The sequence below is a fragment of the Dactylosporangium sp. CA-152071 genome (assembly GCF_050936335.1).
Taxonomy (GTDB): Bacteria; Actinomycetota; Actinomycetes; order Mycobacteriales; family Micromonosporaceae; genus Dactylosporangium; species Dactylosporangium maewongense.
Genome location: NZ_JBNJMZ010000002.1, coordinates 2,433,157 through 2,448,637 on the forward strand (window position 1 = coordinate 2,433,157; position 15,481 = coordinate 2,448,637).

The window sequence follows — 15,481 nt, forward strand, 5'->3', positions numbered from 1 at the left end:
GTGGGCGCTGGGGATCGTCACCCCGTTGATACCACACCCGGGGTGCCGCGCCACCGTCTCGTCCGCCCATGCCGGGGCCTCATCCGCCCGCGCCGGCCCGGACCTCCGCCACCCGCCCGCAGTGCGTCCGCGGGCGGGGGCCGGGCCCTTCCCGGCGCTGCCAGCGGCTCATCCGCCGGCGCCGACCCGGACCTTGCGGCGCTGCTCTCGGCGGTCCTCGCCCGGGCAGGATCCGCGTGCCACATACCGGTCGGTGAACTCGGCGACCGCGTCCCGCACGGTGAGCGGGGCGCCCTGCCGGCGCAGGACTTCACCCGCGACGGTGAAACAGGTCAGGGCCGCGGCGGCGAGCGCCGGGTCGGCGAGGCCTTCGCGGGCGGCGCCGACCCAGTCGCGGTGCCGGCGCAGCGGGGAGCGCAGCGGCTCGGTCGCGGCGGCAGCCGCCTCGGCGCCCTGCGGGTCGTCGAGCAGGGCGGTGACGACCGCGACCGGCACGACCCAGCCGTCGCCGGGCTGCTGGTCGATCATCCGCAGCTCCAGGTAGCCGCGGGGGCGCACCGGCGGGACGAGGGTGCCGAGGTGCCGCTCGAGGTCGTCGAGCGTGACGGGCCGGGGACCGTGGCCGCGCAGCCAGGCGCGCATCGTCAGCCCGGCCGGCACGTGCCAGCGGCCGGGGCCGGCGACCATGGCGACGTTGGCGGCGAGGGCGTACCGGGACCAGGCGGCGCGCGGGTCGTCGGCGCGGCGCGGCGCGCGGGTGCGGCTGGCGTCGGTGCCGAAGCGCAGCCCCTGCCGGTGCGACACCCAGCGCCGGCCGGACTTCGAGCGGTGCGGCGAGTTCGCGAACGCGGCCATGACCACCGGGCCGATCGCGTCGGCGAGCCACCACCGGCGCCGGTAGTGGCCCCAGTCGTCGGGGTCGTCGGTGCCGGCGTCCAGGCAGACCTGGATCGAAGCGGAGTTGCACATGACCGCGAGCCCCTTCGGGCCCGACCGCTCGTGGTATTCGGCGAGCGCGACGTACCGTGGGTGGTCGGTGACGAGCAGCGGCGCCCGCACGTCGTCGAGGCCGGTGCCGTCCAGGACGAGGCCGTGCCCGGCGAGGGCGGCGCGGACGAGGGCGAGGTCGGCGGCGAGCGCGGCCACGCAGTCGGCCATCGACGCGCCGACGGCGGAGGACAGCTCCAGCTGCCCGCCGGGCTCGATCGTGACGCCGCTGCCGCCGGGCAGCGGGTTGCCGAGGTGGGCGAGCAGGTCGAGGAGGCGTTCCGGATCGGGCCGGTGCATCGGCTCACTCAGGTCGCGCACGCAGTACTCGAGCTCGACGCCGACGCGTCCGACAGGACCGACCCGGAACCCGGCGGCGGCCACGTAGGCGGCGGCGGTTGCCTCGGTGAGGATGTCGTTCACGGCGGCCTCCCGTTCAAGGGTGCGTGCTACCCAGGGTGGTGTTGCGGTTGACTTGAGTGACGCGTGCGGCGGCGGTTTCGGTTGTACTGCGGTTCTACGAGCCGTGCGGGCGCTGCTGCCGGTTCGGCGAATGCCGGATGAGCGGCGACGGCTGGATGAACGGCGGGGGTGGGGCAGGGTTGTCCCGGGTGCTCCGGCGACCACCGGGCTGCGGGTCCGGCGGGGTGCATTCCATTAGGCGGTCCGGCGCCCGATCTGTCCAGCCCACCCGGGCAACACGTGGTGAACCCTGGCTGTGAACTGGCTGAATGCCGCAAGATCTCCCGCGGCCCGCCGCCCCCGCCCTGAATCTTGCGGCCCGCGCCAATTCTGCCGGTCCACCAAACAAGATCGACTGTTATGGTTTTCCCATCGCTTTCTCAACGACGATTCGGCGGCGTTTGGAGGAAAGTGCGTATTCCTATTCCCACGGAGAACGCCGGCTCCCCCGCCCCGGTCGGCGCGCCTGCTTGAAATGATCGCGAAATACGACGGGGACGAGATCACAATCGGCGCGCGACACCTCGCGCGCCTCGATTCGATCACCCGCATGGAGGCGATCCGGGCTCCGTGCGCGGCCCCTTGAGGTCGACCGCGCCGAGTTGCTGCCGCATGTGTTCCGGATGCGGGCCGGCTACTTTTTTCTGATCCGCGACGCGCTCCGCCGCCCGGCGCGCTCGTCGCCACCCGACGCGCTCCGCCGGCTGTCCGTGGACGCCGGCCGGCGAGGTTCCCGCGGGCGGTCGTCGTGCCCGCGGGAACGCTCGTCCCACCCTCAGCGCGGACTGGCGAAGTCCTGGGTCCAGTAGGGCACGCCGCGTCCGTCGTACGCGACCGCGACCCCGACGTTGCGGAACCGGCAGTTGAGGATGTTGGCCCGGTGACCGGGGCTGTTCATCCAGTCGTTCATGACCTCGCGCGCGCTGCGCTGGCCCCAGGCGATGTTCTCGCCGTACGACGACCACCGGTAGCCCGCGGACGCCACTCTGCTTCCCGGGCCGCTACCGCGGGGCGACCCGTGGGAGAAGTAGCCGCGGTCGGCCATGTCCCTCGAGTGCAGCCACGCGGCGTAGCTCAGCCGCGGGCTCAACGTGACCGGGCCGCAGCCTGCCCGGGCACGTGCACTGTTGGTCAAGGCGACCACGCCGCGGACCACGCCGTAGTCGGCCGCGAACGCCGGCCCGGCATGGACGGCGGCTCCGGCCGCGACGACACCCGCCGCCACGGCGACGGCGACACCCTTCCGGATTCCCATCTCACCTCCACGAAGTAGGGCAGATGACCCGAAGCTAAACGACGACCATGAGGTTGACAGCAATCTGACAAAACTCGCATTTTTGGGCTGTTCGTACGCTACGACGCGCACGAACGGCCCATCGCACGCCCGCCCGTGTCACCCGTTCGGGTGATGCCGGCTCACCCGGCGGCGACCCGGACGTGGTCCTCGGGCACACCGGCGGCCACGACCCGGACCCGCACCTGCGCGACGGCCGCCGGCTCATCGGCGACGAACGCGTCGTGGCCGGTCCAGTCCTCGTCGTGCCCCGCGGGGAACCGGCCGCGGATCACGACGGTGCCCTCGGCGGCGACGTCGGCCAGGCGGTACAGGTCCCGTTCCACCGCCGCCGGCCAGAACACCGTCACCGCCCGCGGATCCCCGGTCGCGCGCAGCATCCCCAGCAGCGCCCGCACCGGCGCCACCGCGTCCCGCCCGGCGACGACGAGCAGCGGCCGGGCCGACATCGGGTCGGCGGCGGGCTGCCCGTACACCGGCCGCAACCGCAACACGTCACCGGCCGCGGTCCGCTCGACGAGCGCCGCCCCGACCGGATCGATGCCGTGCGGGACGACGTGCAGCTCGACGACGTTGCCCGCGGCCGGGTCGGGCACGGCCCAGCAGTGCCGCCAGCGCCCCGGCAGCAGCGCCGACCCGACGACCGCGAGCTGCCCGGGCAGGCACGGATACGGCAGGTACGTCCGCACCCGCAGCTGCGCCCCGACCTGCCCGCGCCGCTCGTGCGCGAGCACCGGCGCGCTCCACGACACCGGCTCGTGCGCGGCGGCGGCCGCCCCGTCCGCGAGCCACCGCGCCACGAGCCTGCCGGTCGTCGCCCACGCTTCTTCCTGGTCCCGCCGGACCGGCACCCCGGGCGGGTTGGCCCGCAACATGTCCACGAACAGCACCGCCAGGTTGTCCAGCCGCTGCGGCACCACCCCGAGCTGCGCCACGACCGGCCCGAGCTCCGCACACCGGGCCGCGAGGACCTGCGGCTGGTCGACGTGCTCCACCAGCCACCCGACCGCTTCCCGCAACACCTCCCGCTGCGCCGCCGGCTCACCCGGCAGCAACGCCCGAAGGTCCTCAAGCGGCTGCCGCCCACTTCCGGTCACGGGTGGCGCGGCCGTGTGCGACGAGGGAGGCGGCACACCCCCGGGCAACGCCGGCGCCCCCTCCTGCAACAACGGCAGCGGCACACCCCCAGCCGGCGGAGCGGCACCAGGCTGCCGTGCAGGAGAACCAGGTTGTTGCGGCAACGCACCAGGAAGTTGTGCAACAGCACCAGGCTGTTGCGGAGAAGCACCCGTCGGCTGCACGGGAGCCCCAGGCCGTTGCACAGGAGAACCGGCCTGCTGCTGAGAAGCACCAGGCGGTTGCACACGAGCGTCAGGCGACTGCGCCGCAGGACCAGGCGAATGAGCGGGCGCACCAGGCGATTGAGCGGGACGACCAGGCTCTTGCGCGGGTTCACCGGGCGGTTGCGCAGGAGCATCAGGTGATTGCGGGGGAAGACCGGGCGGTAGTGCGGCAGGGCTGGGCTGTTGCGGAGGAGGTGCGGGCGGTTGCGGGCCTGGGCCGGGCGGTTGTGGAGGAAGGCCGGGCTGTGGCGGGGCTCCGGGTGGTGACGGTGGCCCGGGTCCTCCCGGGACCGAGGGCCATCGCCCCGCGACGATGCTTGGACGGATGGCGTCCCACAACGGCAGCGGGGGAAGCGGAGACGGCGCGGGATGGGGCGAGGGTGCGGGAGCCTGGCCGGGTGTTGCTGGAGTAGCGCCCACCCTTGGACGGGCAGGAAGGCGCTGCAGGTGGGCGACCAGCTCGTCCACCACCGCCGACAGGGCACCCGGCCGGAGGGTCTCCGCGAGCAGCAGGCGCAGCGCCGGCATCGTCAGGAACGCGCCGGCCAACGGACCATCCGCGGCCCGCACCGTCCGCCCGGACACCGCCGCCGGGCCGGACGCGGAAGCCGGGCCAGACGCGGGAGCCGGGCCAGACGCGGGAGCCGGGCCAGACGCGGAAGCCGGGCCAGACGCGGGAGCCGGAGCTGTGGCCGGCGCCGGGCGGGGCGACTGCGCCGGGTTGGCGGGGTGCGCCTGCGGTGCGGCCGGGTCGGGGCCGATCGTCGTCACTCATCCGAGTGTGGCCCGCCACGGACGGTCGCGTCGCGAGTCGGCGTATCAGGGGGCCAGTTCCACGGCGAGGTGGGCGGCGAGCGGGACGAGCTGATCCGGCGGGAGCGGCAGGTCCTTCGGGGACGCCGCGGGCGCGCTGGACACCAGCATCGTCACGCGGGGACCGTGGTCGGGGACGGCGCAGCGGATCTGCGCGACCTTGGCGAAGCCGTCGGGCTCCGGGCGGTCCACGATGGCGTGGACGACGCAGGTGGCGTCGGTGCCCGAGCTGCTGGTGGTGCAGTCGGGCCCGCCGGCGCACAGGACCTTGGCCGTCACCGGCGGGTCCGCGGCCGAGCCTGCGGTCACGGTGATCTCCAGCACGCCGGGGTGGCCGTCGATGATGAAGCCGGTGGCGGCACCCCCGTCGCCGCCACCGGAGATCTCGAGGCGCGGCGCGCCGGCGGGGCCGGTCGCGCCCGGCAGGGAGCGCCACCGCAGGTCCGGCACGAGCGCGTGCACCTCGCGGTCGATCCACGCCGACCACTCGGCGGGGGTGCGGTCGCGCGGCGCGGCGCCCGGCGCCGGCGGGGGCGCGGAGGGGCGCAGCACTGCGGCACCGAGGACGGCGGCCAGGCTCAGCACGAGCGCGCCGCCGATGGTGTACGCCCTGCGCCGCGCCGACGCCCGCTCCTCCGTCGCGATGATGCGGTCCAGGTCGACGGAGGTGGGCGGTGGCGTGCCGATGAAGTCGTCGAAGAGCTGGTGGGTCATCGCTGGTCCCCCGTCCCCGAGGCGGCCAGGTCGCGCAGGGCCTGCAGCGCCCGCGCCGACTGGCTCTTCACCGTGCCGGGGGCGATGCCGAGCAGCTCGGCGGTCTGTTCGACGGAGTGGTCGAGGTAGAACCGCAGGACGAGGACCGCGCGCTGGCCCTCGCCGAGGGTGGCGAGGAGGCGGCCGAGGCGTTCGCGTTCGGTGAACCCGTCGGGTGGGTCCCAGCCGCGGTCGGGCAGCACGTCCTGCGGCTGCTCCCGGGTCCACGGGCGGCGGCACTCGTCGAGCCAGGTGCGGGTCAGCATCCGCTGCGCGTACGCGTCCGGGTTGTCGGCGGACGCGACCCGGTGCCAGCTGCGGTACAGCTTGCCGAGCATGATCGAGACGAGGTCGTCGGCGCCGTGCCAGTCCTGGCAGAGCAGGAACGCCGTGCGCCGCCACCGGTCCATGCGGGCGGTGACGAACGCACGGAAGTCCTCCTGGTCCGGCTGTCGCATGCGGCGCCTCCTCGTCGTCCCCCGTACGACGGACGCACCGCCGCCGAAGGTTGCACGACGCGTCAGGTGCGGCTGGCGTCCTGAGCCGGCGCGGCGGTGTGACCGGAGCGGGACGTGAAGAGGGAGCGCAGGGAGACGAGCGCCCAGACGCCCTCCAGGAGCAGGAACCCCCAGTCGTGCCCCAGGGCGGCCTCGACGGCGAGGGCGGTGGAGCCGATGAGGTTGAGCCACACGTACCGGCGCGACGTGGACGTCCACACGCCGAGCTGGACCAGCACGAAGGGCAGCAGGACGCACAGGGAACCGAGGATCTGGACGAGCATGGCACACTCCCGGGCACCACGTCGTCTTGTCGGGCCGGGTACGACGTGACTCGTCCGGGACAGCGCGCCTACCGCGCCGCCACCCTCCGACTATCGCACGCCGTGACGCCCGCGGGCACACGGGCGGGTGGACTGCGACCGTTCTCACCGTCCTGCAACCTGCCGCTGGTTCGCTGACTCCATGATCAGCAGGATGGCGGCGGTCGTCGCCGTGTGTGTCGCCGGCGCGCTGCTCGCGGACCCCGCGGTGGCGGCGACCCCGGGCAACTGGCCGCAGCACGGCGGCGGCGCCGCCAACGACAACCACCAGAGCGGCACCGGCGGCCTCGACGTGCGGCGGCAGGTGTGGCAGCGGCAGGCCGGCGGCGACGACACCGTCGGCGGCGCGGCCGTCGCCGACGGCAAGGTCACCGTCGCCTACGGCAAGGGCGCGCTGCGCCGCGTCGACGTGCGCACCGGTGCCGTCACCGTCCTGGGCCGGCTCGCCGGCCGCCGCCCGCTGCAGCTCGCCGACGTCGACGGCGCCCTGTTCATGCGCAGCCTCGAGGCCGACGGCACGCGTAGCCGGCTCGCGTCGTACACCCGCGACGGGGCGAAACGGTGGGAGGTGCCGCTGCCCGACGACGGGGCGATCCTGCCCTTCACCGTCGCGGGCGGGCACGTCCTGGTCACCAGCGGACCGAAGTGCCGCGAGCTGTGCACCGGGTTCCACCTCCGCGCGTACCGCGTCCGAAACGGCACCCTGGCCTGGTCGGGCGCGGTGGACGGCGACGCGGCCGGCGCGCCGGCGGTGGTGGGCGACGTCGTCGTGCAGGGCGCTTACGGCCCGGTCCGCGGCACGGGCGACGGCAGCGGCGGGGCGAGCCTGCTGTTCGCGTTCAACCTGAGGACCGGGCTCCGGCTCTGGACCCGCATGCGGCCCTGGTTCTCGCTCGTCGGGCACCGTGGGTCGCTGCTCGCCTCCGGCGCCGGCCCCGAGGCGCTGTGCTCGCTCGCCCCGGCGACCGTCGCCGTCCGCTGGTGCCGCGGCACCGCCGCCGGCGACGAGTGGGTCGATGGCCTGTCCGCCGGCGACGGCGCCCTGTTCGGCTACGGCCTCACCGGCACCGTCCGCCGCTACGACCCCGTCTCGGGCGCCGCCGCCTGGGCCACTCCGCTGGCGCTGCCGGGCTACCAGTACAACGCGCTGCACGCCGCGCTGGTCAGCGGCGGCGGGCACGTGTACGCCGCGGTGAAGCACGGCAATTTCACGCCGTCGTCGGAGTTCACGGAGATCGTCGTGCTGCGCGCCACGGACGGTGCCGTGGTGCGGCGGCTGCGGCTCGCCGCCTACGACGACACGTCCGCCGAGCTCATGCTCGCCTCCGGCCGCCTCCTGGTCGTCGGCGACCGGACCATCCGCGCGCTCGGCTGACGGCGCCAGCGTCAGCCGTCAGCACCTCGGTCAGCGCCAGCGTCAAACGCCGCCGTCAACGCCAGCGCCAGCCGTCAACGCCAGCGCCGCCGTGAACGCCAGCGTCAGCGCCGCCGTCAGCATCAGCGGCGGCGATGCTGTCGACGTCAGTGCCGGCCGAGGAAGACCCGCCGCAGGATCGCCGGGGCGAAGAGGCGCTCCGGCGGCGCGGTCAGGTTCACCGTGCGGTGGAAGGCGACCGCCACCTCCGGCGAGGTCTCCGCCGCGCGCAGCAGTTTCGCGATGTACCAGTTGAAGAACCGGATCTTCGCGGTGCGCCTGCCGGGCACGGACGGGAACGCGAGGTCGCCGCCGACGGCCATGTCCCACGGCGTGTCGATCACCTTCGCCGCCCTGGTGTAGAAGCGCCGGGGCAGGCCGTCGAGCCCGCCGGCGACCGCGGCCCGCAGCTCCAGGGCCTCGAGCGCGGCGACGGTCATGCCCTGGCCGTAGATCGGGTTGAAGGCGCAGACGGCGTCGCCGAAGGCGAGGAAGCCCTCCGGGTGGCGGGGGATCCGCTCGTACCGCCGGCGCACGCTCGCCGGGACCCGGAACGGCCGCGCCGGCCCGAGCGGCCGGGCGCCGTGCACCACCTCGGCGAGGTCGCCGATCGGCAGGCGGGTCGCGTAGGCGGCGAAGCCGGCCTCGTCGGTGGGCGGGAGGTCGTCGCCGAGCCCGGCGAGGGTCAGGATCCAGCGGTCGCCCTCCATCGGCAGCAGCGCCGCGCCGTACGGGTACTCCGGCGTCACCCCGGTCAGCACGCCGAGCATGCCGCTGGCGAGGGGGCGGCGCTCGTACTCGCGGGTGGCGTACACGACGCCTGCCATGACGCTGTCCTGCTCCGGCGACGCGTAGCCGAGCTCGCCGAGCCAGGTGGTGCCCCGGTTGCCCCGGCCGGTGGCGTCGACGACCAGGTCGGCCCGCAGCTCCTCGATGACGATGGCGGCCGCGCCGCCCGGCCCGGCGCCGGCGGGGACGACCCGTGCGCCGGTGACGGTGCCACCGCCCGTGTCCGGGTCGTGGAGCAGGCCGGTGGCTTCGAGGCCGCCGCGGAGGGCGACGTTGGGGAGCTTGCCGACGCGGGCCCGCAGGTAGTCCTCCAGGGCCGGCCGGCTGACGGCCAGGACGACGAGGTCGGAGGCGGCGCGGGCCATCGGGTTCGGGCCGTTGTGCCAGGCGAAGCCCGCCTGGATGTCGACGGTGAGCGCGCCGGCGGCGACGAGCTCGCCGGTGAGGCCGGGGAACAGGTCCTCGAGGACCTCGCGGCCCTTGGCGAACAGCATGTGCGCGTGCCGGCCCTGCGGGACGCCCTTGCGGGGGCCGGTGCCGGTGAGGTCGTCGCGGTCGATGACGGTCACGGTGCCGAAGGTGTCGCTCAACGCGCGGGCGGCGAGGAGCCCGGCGATGCTTGCGCCGAGGATCACCGCGTGCCTGGAAGGTCTGGTCATCAGTCCAGCCGACCATTGACCAGCGACAATTCATAGGTAGAAGTACACGCAGCGCGAATCAGCGGGTGCTACGCGTCACATTCATGACAGGTTCGCCGGACGGGCAGGTGAACGTCATCCGGACGAGGGCGTTGCCGTGGCGGAGCTCGACGAACGCGGTCGCGGCCGGACCGTCCTGGCGGGTCTCCGTCTTGTACGGCTTGGTCACCGTCACGGTCACGATCCGGACCCGCCCGGCGCCGGCGCACGCGGCCTGGACGGTGCCGGCCTCGGTGGTGAACGCGACCGGTATGGTCCCCTGCGGCGTCGGCCCGGCGGTGCGCGGCGGCGTCGTGCCCCCGGTGGGCGTCGTGGGTCCCGTGGGCGTCGTGGGCCCGGCCGGCGTGGTCGCGGGCGTGCCGCCCCACGGCTGCGGGGGCAGCCCCGGCCCCGGGCCCTGCGAACCGGTCGCGCCGGTCGACGCGGTGCCGCCCGGCCCGGCGCCACCTGGCAGTGTGCCGCGCTGGGCATCGGGATGCGCGGGGCCGCTGGTGGCCGCGCCGGCGGTGTCGCGCCGGTTGGCGCCGTCCAGCGCGGCCAGGATCCACGGGAAGGCGGCGGCGACGAGCAGGACGAGGGCGGCGAGGGCGAACCGGCGCCCCCGCCCCGCGCGGTCGGACCCGGCATCGCCGGCGGCGGCGGAGGTGGTGGCCACGGCCGGTGTCGGGACGGCCACCGCGCCGGTCGGTGTCGTCCCGGTGGCGGCGGCCGCTGCCAGTACACCGGCGGCGGCGGAAGCGGAGGGGCGGCCGGCCGGGTCCTTCGCCAGGCTCACCATGCACAGCCTGGTGACGGCGTCGGGCACCCCGGGCAGCGGCGGCAGCGGCAGCGGCGGCGTGAAGACGTGGTCGCGGATCAGCTGGGTGGTCGTCTCCGCCGTCCACGGCAGCTCACCGGACAGGAGCCGGTAGAGCAGCACCCCGAGCGCGTAGACGTCCGACGGCGGCGCGACCTGCCCGGACAGCCGCTCCGGGGCCAGGTACGCGGGTGTGCCGAGGACGTCGTCGGGCAGCCGCGATCCGGCGGGCGTGGCGAGGCCGAAGTCGACGAGCTTCGCGCCGGCGGGGGTGACCATGATGTTCGCCGGCTTGACGTCCTGGTGGACGAGCCCGGCCTCGTGCGCGGCGGCGAGCCCGGCGGCGACGCCCGCGCAGATCCGGAACACCTCCGCCGGCGGCATCGGGCCGTCGTCCATGTGCTGCTGGAGGGTCCGGCCGTCGACCAGCTCCATGACCAGGAACGGGAAGCCGTCCTCGCCGAAGTCGTGCACCTGGGCGAGGTTGGGGTGCGACAGCGCGGCGGCGGCGCGCGCCTCCGCACGGATCCGGCCGTCGTGCCGGTCGTCGTTCAGGTGCAGCACCTTGACCGCGACCGCGCGGTGCAGGACCTCGTCACGGGCCCGCCACACCACCGACATGCCGCCCGAGCCGAGCAGCTCCTCGAGGTGATAGCGACCCCCCAGCAGCAGCTCGCCCATCGGGGTCATCCTGCCTCATCGATGCGGGAAGTCCATCACCGGAACCTCTGGTCTCCTCACGTTCCCGGCCGATGGGAGGGTCGCCGACGGCGCGCGGCAGCTGGACGCCAGCATCGGCGAGATCTCCCGCAGCAGCGGCGAGGCGGCGACCGTGGCCGCCGACGCCGTCCGGGTCACCGACGCCACCGGCAGGACGATGACCCGGCTCGGCGACTCCTCGTCGGAGATCGGCGCCGTGATCAAGGTCATCACGTCGATCGCGGAGCAGACGAACCTGCTCGCGCTGAACGCCACGATCGAGTCGGCCCGCGCGGGCGCCATGGGCAAGGGCTTCGCCGTCGTCGCCAGCGAGGTCAAGGACCTGGCGCAGGAGACGGCCACCGCGACCGAGGACATCACCCGCCGCATCGCCGCGCTGCAGGCCGACACCACCGGCGCCGTGCAGGCGATCGGCCGGATCACCGACGTCATCGGCCGGGTCAGCGGCTTCCAGACGACGATCGCCCGCGCGGTCGAGCAGCAGAGCAGCACCACCGCGGGCATGTCGGGCGGCATCGGCCGGGCCGCCGGCGGCGCCGCCGAGATCGCCGACACGATGACCGTCGTCGCCGGCAAGCGCAGCGAGGCGCACGCGACCGTGCTGCGCGCCAAGGAGCTCGCCGCGGAGCTCGACCGGCTCACCGCCGGCCTGTCGAGCACGGTGGCCGCTCTCAAGGTGCCCTAAAAATCATCGATCGGGTGGTGCTGCGGCGGTTCGTGCCCCGTGCCGGACGGTTCCACTGAGACTGGTGTTACCGGAAGCGAAGCATGCGATCGCACAAGCTCACCGGAAGCGAGACGGCCGGCCCGGGTGGCCGCGGGCCGGCCGGCGCTCGCTCCACATGATCATCCGGGGCATCGCGGCGGCCGGCGAACTGGCACACTTGGCACCATGTCCTCGTTCATGTCCAACCTGACGCTGCACGACCTGACGATGATCGTCGCGGGTGTCGGCGTGTTCGGCGTCCTCCTGATCGTGGTCGGCGTCCTGGGCGTGCGCCGCTCGCGTGCCGCCCGCCGGGCCTCCATCACCCCCTGACCACCCGGGCCATTGACTTCTTCGGATGCGTGCAGAGAATTTCCCTGGGCGGTCCGAGAAGGGAAATGGCGAATGGGCAGTAGCACACGTCGCATCCTCGTGCCGTTTCACGGTGAGGGGGCCGGGGAGGCCGACCTGACCTGGGCGCAGCTGGGGATCTGGCAGACCATGCGGGACACCGGGCTGAGCATGAACATCGGCGGGACCGTGGCGATGCCGCCGGGGACGCCGGTGGAGTCCATGCAGACCCTGCTGCGCTATCTGGTGAGCCGTCACCAGGCGTTGCGGACCAGGCTGCGGTTCGGCGACCCGGTCCGGCAGGTCGTGTCGGAGTCCGGCGAGGTGCCCCTGGACGTCGTCGACGTCGTCGGCACCGACGAGGAGCCGGAGGCCGTCGCCGAGGCGTTGCGGCTGCGGTACGAGGCGGCGCCGTTCGACTACGAGGCCGAGTGGCCCGTGCGGATGGGCGTCGTGTGCCGCGACGGTTCGGTGACGCATGTCGTCGTGCTGTACTGCCACGTCGCCGTGGACGGCTTCGGCATCGACGCGATCGTGCGGGACATGGCGCACCTCGACCCGGCGACCGGCACGACGGCGGCGCCGCTGCCCGGGCTGACGCCGCTGGAGATGGCGGCGAAGCAGGCGACGGCGTCCGGGCGGCGGCAGAGCGACAAGTCGCTGCGGCACTGGGAGCAGATCCTGCGGGCGATCCCGGCGCGGCGGTTCGGCGTCTCCGACGACCCGCGGGAGCCGCGGTACTGGGAGCTCACCCACCGCTCGCCGGCGATGCACCTGGCGATGCAGCTGGTCGCGCACCGCACCGGCGCCGGGGTCGGCTACGTGGTCCTCGCCGCCTACTCGGTCGCCCTGGCCAGACTCACGGGCCGTAACCCGAGCGTCGCGCAGCTGGTGGTGAGCAACCGCTTCCGCCCCGGCTGCGCCGACTCGGTGAGCCAGCTCGCCCAGCTGAGCATCTGCGCGGTCGACGTGGCCGGCGCGACGTTCGACGAGGTGGTCGGGCGGGCGTGGACGGCGGCGACGAACGCGTACATGCACGGCCACTTCGACCCGCTCGCGTTGACGGCGATGCTGGAGCGGGTCCGCGCGGACCGCGGCGACGTCGACTTCTCGATCATCGTGAACGACCGCCGCACCCGCGACGGCGCGCCGCCGCCCGCGGACGACCTGGCGACCCCGGGTCAGCTGGCCGACGCGGTGCCGCTGTCGACGAGCTGGTGGAACCGGAAGGTCGACGTGCTGGACGCCGAGCTCAACATCAGCGTCGATGCCGCGCCCGGCGCGGTGGACGTCTCGATCTGCGCCGACACGCACCGGCTGTCCCCCGCCGACATCCAGGCGCTCGCCGCGGAGATGGAGCGGGTTACCGTGGAGGCGGCGTTCGACGCCGCGTCGCCGACCGGGGTCGCAGTCGGGGTCGGGGAGCATCAGACTGTGGCCGGCTGAGGAGTCAGGTGGGGTTCAGGTTCGACGTCGTCGGGGTCGGGGCCCTCAACCTCGACTCGATCGCCCCGGTGTCACCCGCCGCGAAGGCGCTGCTGCGCGGCTCCGTCGCCTGGGGCGCGGAGGGCAGGGTCGGCGCGGCGACGGTCGACGCCGCCATGCGCACGGTGCAGGGCGCGGCGGTCCGGGTCGCCGTCGGCGGGTCCGCCTACAACACGATCAACGCGCTGGCGCACATCGATGCCGGGCTCCGGCTCGGCTACGTCGGTGTCGCCGGCCGGTTGCCGGTGCCGGGCGCCCCGCTCGCGGAGCGGCTGCGCGCGCTCGGCGTCGACACGGGGATGCTGCGTGACGAGCCCCGCGAGCTCAGCGGCATGTGCCTGTCGCTGGTCGAGGACGGTGAGCGGACGCTGCTGGTCCACCCCGGCGCCAACGACCGCATGGCCGCGCACCTGGAGGTCGAGTTCGAGGCGGTCGTGGAGTACCTGTCGGCGGCCAGGATCGTGCACGTGACGTCGTTCCTGGACCAGCTGACGCCGGTGGTGCTCGCCGACGTCCTCGCCGCGGTGCGGGAGCGCAGCCCGGAGACGGTGCTGTCGTTCGACCCGGGGCACGTGTGGGCGGCGAGCGGGTCGGCGCCGGTCACCGCGCTCGCCACCCTGGCCGACCACGTCCTGCTCAACGAGCGGGAGCTGCAGGCCCTCGGCACGACCGGCGACGACACGTGGGCCGCGGACCGGATCCTGCGGGTCGGCCGGACCGGGCGCTTCGTGCACGTCAAGCGCCCCGCCGGCGTCACGACGTTCACGCGGTCGGGGCCGCTGCTGCGGGCCCGCTTCCATCCGCAGCACCCAGTGCCGGTGGAGCGGGTCGTCGACGCGACCGGCGCCGGGGACGTCTACGCCGCCGGGCTCGTCGCGGCGCTGGCCGGCGGCGCCGGCCTGCACGACGGCGTCCGGCTCGGGATGGCGATGACCAGGCACAAGTTGGTGCACCTGGCCGACGCCGGTCACCCGGGGCTGCCGGCCGTCTTCCGCGCGTGGCAGGACGGGGCTAGGCCGGATCCGTCCTGATCATCCGCACCAGGGCGCGGATGCCCGTCAGCAGCTCCTGGTGGTCGCTGATGCCGTCGAGGGTGCCCTCGACGCGGCGGGCCATCTGGTCGATGCGGGCCTTGAGCGCCTCGTCGCGGTCGCGGGCGGCAGCCCGGTCGGCGGCCTGCGCGTCCTCCAGGCGGGTCAGGTCGGTGCCCGCCTGCTTGCGCAGCCTGGCCAGGTCGTCGGCGGTGGCCGTCCGGGCCTCGTCGAGCTCCCGCTGCACCCGCTCCACGGCCTCCTTGAGCGACTCCACGTCGGCGTTGAGCGTGACGACGTCGTCGCGGGGGTGGGTGCTCTCCCGGCGCAGCGACGTGATCCGGTCGCGGAGGTGGCCGAAGTACGCGGCGGCCGGCCGCACGAGCGTGGACAGCAGGTAGAACCCGGCGAGGTAGTAGCCGGTCAGCTCGCCGGACACGGCCGCGAAGACCGCGGTGACGGCGGCGGTGGCGAGGTGCCCGCCGATCGCGAAGCGCAGCATCCACCGCGCGATCCGCCGCGCCTCGTCGTCGCGGGCCGGCGGGACGGCGATGCCCCGGGCGCGGGAGACCTCGTGCTCGGCGGTGACGTGCCGGGCGTCGAAGTACAGGTTCCACGGCCAGGTGACGAGCACGACCGTCCACATGAGCGCGGCGAGCCCGGCGCCGACGGTGAGCAGGGTCCGCAGGGACACGCCGGCGACCTTGCCGAGCCAGGCGAACAGCAGCGCGGCCGCGGCACCGACCACGACCGTCGCCCACCACCTGGCCATGCTGGCACCTCGATAGGAGCTCATGGCGACACTGTCCCGCCTGTCGCTCCTGTACGGCACCGTGCCGCTACTCACGTGCCGGCAGGTACACGTACTCAACCCGTGCCGACCGGGTCCTCGGCGCGGCTCTGGGTGCGGGCCGGGAGATCGCGATGTCGGTCAATGGTTGACAACTGTCACATCGACGGGCTTTGCTGTGATGGCTTATGAGCATCCGCGTTGGAACCTGTTGCCTTTTCGCCGAATC

At 74.3% G+C, this 15,481-nt stretch carries 14 protein-coding genes and 1 riboswitch; of the genes, 5 read left to right on the forward strand and 9 right to left on the reverse strand.

The window, feature by feature from the left end; genetic code table 11:
* Nucleotides 1-168: 168 nt before the first annotated feature.
* The 6 genes from ACQEVZ_RS51035 to ACQEVZ_RS51060 all read right to left on the reverse strand — a co-directional run bounded on the left by ACQEVZ_RS51035 (nucleotide 169) and on the right by ACQEVZ_RS51060 (nucleotide 6,433).
* Nucleotides 169-1,410, reverse strand: coding sequence for a glutamate-cysteine ligase family protein (locus ACQEVZ_RS51035; RefSeq protein ID WP_433382593.1), 1,242 nt, complete (start codon nucleotides 1,408-1,410; stop codon nucleotides 169-171).
* A gap of 814 nt (nucleotides 1,411-2,224) precedes the next feature.
* Nucleotides 2,225-2,704, reverse strand: a complete 480-nt coding sequence (locus tag ACQEVZ_RS51040; protein WP_354904105.1) for a CAP domain-containing protein — start codon at nucleotides 2,702-2,704, stop codon at nucleotides 2,225-2,227.
* Between the two features lie 161 nt (nucleotides 2,705-2,865).
* A complete protein-coding gene (locus tag ACQEVZ_RS51045; RefSeq protein ID WP_433382595.1) occupies nucleotides 2,866-3,798 on the reverse strand; it encodes a hypothetical protein in 933 nt (310 codons plus the stop codon).
* 1,107 nt (nucleotides 3,799-4,905) lie between these two features.
* Nucleotides 4,906-5,613 carry a hypothetical protein gene (locus ACQEVZ_RS51050; protein ID WP_433382597.1) on the reverse strand — a complete coding sequence of 236 codons (708 nt, stop codon included), beginning with the start codon at nucleotides 5,611-5,613 and terminating at the stop codon, nucleotides 4,906-4,908.
* Nucleotides 5,610-6,110 (reverse strand): SigE family RNA polymerase sigma factor, encoded by a 501-nt coding sequence (locus ACQEVZ_RS51055; protein ID WP_344499086.1) that lies wholly within the window; start codon nucleotides 6,108-6,110, stop codon nucleotides 5,610-5,612. Before ACQEVZ_RS51055 ends, ACQEVZ_RS51050 begins: the two co-directional genes overlap by 4 nt.
* Nucleotides 6,111-6,172: 62 nt before the next feature.
* Nucleotides 6,173-6,433 (reverse strand): CBU_0592 family membrane protein, encoded by a 261-nt coding sequence (locus ACQEVZ_RS51060; protein ID WP_344499082.1) that lies wholly within the window; start codon nucleotides 6,431-6,433, stop codon nucleotides 6,173-6,175.
* 15 nt (nucleotides 6,434-6,448) lie between these two features.
* Nucleotides 6,449-6,515: riboswitch (guanidine-III (ykkC-III) riboswitch) on the reverse strand.
* 99 nt (nucleotides 6,516-6,614) lie between these two features.
* On the opposite strand from ACQEVZ_RS51060, the gene ACQEVZ_RS51065 reads away from it, so the two are divergent.
* Nucleotides 6,615-7,847, forward strand: coding sequence for a PQQ-binding-like beta-propeller repeat protein (locus ACQEVZ_RS51065; protein WP_433382600.1), 1,233 nt, complete (start codon nucleotides 6,615-6,617; stop codon nucleotides 7,845-7,847).
* A 146-nt stretch (nucleotides 7,848-7,993) separates the two neighbouring features.
* On the opposite strand, the gene ACQEVZ_RS51070 is transcribed toward ACQEVZ_RS51065, so the two are convergent.
* Together ACQEVZ_RS51070 and ACQEVZ_RS51075 are read right to left on the reverse strand one after the other, a co-directional pair.
* Entirely contained in the window at nucleotides 7,994-9,334 is a 1,341-nt protein-coding gene (locus tag ACQEVZ_RS51070) for an FAD-dependent oxidoreductase (protein ID WP_433382602.1), read from the reverse strand.
* A 58-nt stretch (nucleotides 9,335-9,392) separates the two neighbouring features.
* Nucleotides 9,393-10,850 carry a serine/threonine-protein kinase gene (locus ACQEVZ_RS51075; RefSeq protein ID WP_433382604.1) on the reverse strand — a complete coding sequence of 486 codons (1,458 nt, stop codon included), beginning with the start codon at nucleotides 10,848-10,850 and terminating at the stop codon, nucleotides 9,393-9,395.
* A 121-nt stretch (nucleotides 10,851-10,971) separates the two neighbouring features.
* On the opposite strand from ACQEVZ_RS51075, the gene ACQEVZ_RS51080 reads away from it, so the two are divergent.
* From ACQEVZ_RS51080 to ACQEVZ_RS51095, 4 genes are all read left to right on the forward strand, one after another.
* The gene (locus ACQEVZ_RS51080; RefSeq protein ID WP_433386138.1) at nucleotides 10,972-11,574 is read left to right on the forward strand and encodes a methyl-accepting chemotaxis protein; all 603 of its coding nucleotides are present in this window, start codon (nucleotides 10,972-10,974) and stop codon (nucleotides 11,572-11,574) included.
* A gap of 207 nt (nucleotides 11,575-11,781) precedes the next feature.
* Nucleotides 11,782-11,928 carry a hypothetical protein gene (locus ACQEVZ_RS51085; RefSeq protein ID WP_360564191.1) on the forward strand — a complete coding sequence of 49 codons (147 nt, stop codon included), beginning with the start codon at nucleotides 11,782-11,784 and terminating at the stop codon, nucleotides 11,926-11,928.
* Nucleotides 11,929-12,000: 72 nt separating this feature from the next.
* Nucleotides 12,001-13,392: a condensation domain-containing protein gene (locus ACQEVZ_RS51090; RefSeq protein ID WP_433382607.1), complete on the forward strand. Its 1,392-nt coding sequence runs from the start codon at nucleotides 12,001-12,003 to the stop codon at nucleotides 13,390-13,392.
* An 8-nt stretch (nucleotides 13,393-13,400) separates the two neighbouring features.
* Complete coding sequence (locus ACQEVZ_RS51095) at nucleotides 13,401-14,462, forward strand: carbohydrate kinase family protein (protein WP_433382609.1); 1,062 nt, start codon at nucleotides 13,401-13,403, stop codon at nucleotides 14,460-14,462.
* Here the strand turns inward: ACQEVZ_RS51095 and ACQEVZ_RS51100 are convergent.
* Nucleotides 14,443-15,258 (reverse strand): hypothetical protein, encoded by an 816-nt coding sequence (locus tag ACQEVZ_RS51100; protein WP_433382611.1) that lies wholly within the window; start codon nucleotides 15,256-15,258, stop codon nucleotides 14,443-14,445. The genes ACQEVZ_RS51095 and ACQEVZ_RS51100 overlap by 20 nt on opposite strands.
* Between the last annotated feature and the right edge of the window lie 223 nt (nucleotides 15,259-15,481).

Coding starts and splice junctions, on each gene's coding strand:
- ACQEVZ_RS51040 (WP_354904105.1), bottom strand. CDS start 2,704: ATGGGAATCCGGAAGGGTGTCGCCGTCGCCGTGGCGGCGGGTGTCGTC.
- ACQEVZ_RS51050 (WP_433382597.1), bottom strand. CDS start 5,613: ATGACCCACCAGCTCTTCGACGACTTCATCGGCACGCCACCGCCCACC.
- ACQEVZ_RS51055 (WP_344499086.1), bottom strand. CDS start 6,110: ATGCGACAGCCGGACCAGGAGGACTTCCGTGCGTTCGTCACCGCCCGC.
- ACQEVZ_RS51060 (WP_344499082.1), bottom strand. CDS start 6,433: ATGCTCGTCCAGATCCTCGGTTCCCTGTGCGTCCTGCTGCCCTTCGTG.
- ACQEVZ_RS51065 (WP_433382600.1), top strand. CDS start 6,615: ATGATCAGCAGGATGGCGGCGGTCGTCGCCGTGTGTGTCGCCGGCGCG.
- ACQEVZ_RS51070 (WP_433382602.1), bottom strand. CDS start 9,334: ATGACCAGACCTTCCAGGCACGCGGTGATCCTCGGCGCAAGCATCGCC.
- ACQEVZ_RS51075 (WP_433382604.1), bottom strand. CDS start 10,850: ATGGGCGAGCTGCTGCTGGGGGGTCGCTATCACCTCGAGGAGCTGCTC.
- ACQEVZ_RS51085 (WP_360564191.1), top strand. CDS start 11,782: ATGTCCTCGTTCATGTCCAACCTGACGCTGCACGACCTGACGATGATC.
- ACQEVZ_RS51090 (WP_433382607.1), top strand. CDS start 12,001: ATGGGCAGTAGCACACGTCGCATCCTCGTGCCGTTTCACGGTGAGGGG.
- ACQEVZ_RS51100 (WP_433382611.1), bottom strand. CDS start 15,258: ATGAGCTCCTATCGAGGTGCCAGCATGGCCAGGTGGTGGGCGACGGTC.